Here is a 1185-nt window from a genome sequence, read left to right on the forward strand (position 1 = left end):
TCCTGCGGCCGCCGGCTCAGTGGTGTCCGTACTGCAGAAAACAACTCCTTGAAAAGTCGCCGCACAAACAGATTCTGCCAAAGTAGTGCTAGGGCCCATTACAGAAGGCCGTGTACTCATAATCGGGGTGCTTGGGTCAGGCACGCCTGATGTCCGCTTGTCCGCCAACAGTGGCGCGGTAGCGGATGTCCCCGGAGGTCGCAAAAGCGCCAAAAGGAGACGTATGGACGCGACGCGCGGTTATGCGCGCAACGAATAAGGGCGCGGTTGCGCAGTTCTAGTGGCCGTTCGACGCTCGGTCGAGGAGTGGCAAATGTCGTCGACCAAGGCTTCCGCGGCGACGCCGCCGTCGGGGCCCACATCCTAGCTGGCGCTTTTTTGAATGGCGGTTGGCAGCGTGTCGGATTTGTGCTTTTTGCAATAGGCGACAACTTTTTCGGAATTCTTTTGCAGGCGGTCGTAGTCCAAGACATTATTATTTGCGGCGGCGTTGTAATAGCCGCTCATGAAATACCTTACGAAATCCCGGTCAACTGAGCCGTATCCCAGCCAATTTCCGCAAGTGATCTTGTTCATGTCCAGCTTGATCTGAGCCGCGGCTGGCGCTGAGCCCGCACCTATCAAAATCACAGAAACGACAAGAGCCCTGCATCTCATAGCGATCCTCCAAAGTCCCGAGGCCGTCAATTTGTGCCTACCGATTGTTGCAAGCCATACATGACACTTTCCGCCGGATGATATTGGCACCATGCCTTCACGTTGGCGATATTTTGTTGATGCAAAGCAAGATCCACAAAGGTCCTGCCCTTCTGATAACTGAACCAGCCGCTCATCCAGGCAGAAAAGTTATCTGACTGTGACTGCGGCATAGCAAGGTATTGGCTGCATATGATCTTGCCCATATCAATGGTTACCTGCGCATTCGCAACGATTGGAATTATCGAGACAGCAAACGTCAGACTGATCAATCTACATCTCATCGAGGTCGTCCTTGATGCTGATCTACGGGATTTGGAGACGGCTGCCGCCACAAGGCCGCAAGGAAACGGAGTCTCGCGCCGCTTATGTTGATCCAGATCAACAGAGGTCCGCTAGTGGGATGGTCCGGCCGTGCTCCGGCCCTGCCAGCAGCGAATGCTGGCAGGGGGCACCGAAGACAAGGAGCACGCCATGTCACAGAAACTC

Annotated in this window: 2 protein-coding genes; both read right to left on the reverse strand. The window is 54.9% G+C overall.

What is annotated here, in order from left to right; genetic code table 11:
* Positions 1 to 363: 363 nt before the first annotated feature.
* Complete coding sequence (locus tag K289_RS52775; RefSeq protein ID WP_084788965.1) at positions 364 to 750, reverse strand: HdeA/HdeB family chaperone; 387 nt, start codon at positions 748 to 750, stop codon at positions 364 to 366.
* Positions 684 to 968 (reverse strand): HdeA/HdeB family chaperone, encoded by a 285-nt coding sequence (locus K289_RS52780; protein WP_245284157.1) that lies wholly within the window; start codon positions 966 to 968, stop codon positions 684 to 686. Before K289_RS52780 ends, K289_RS52775 begins: the two co-directional genes overlap by 67 nt.
* Positions 969 to 1185: the final 217 nt, after the last annotated feature.

This window comes from Bradyrhizobium sp. Cp5.3, assembly GCF_000426265.1.
Taxonomy (GTDB): domain Bacteria; phylum Pseudomonadota; class Alphaproteobacteria; order Rhizobiales; family Xanthobacteraceae; genus Bradyrhizobium; species Bradyrhizobium neotropicale.

Coding starts and splice junctions, on each gene's coding strand:
- K289_RS52775 (WP_084788965.1), bottom strand. CDS start 750: ATGGTGCCAATATCATCCGGCGGAAAGTGTCATGTATGGCTTGCAACA.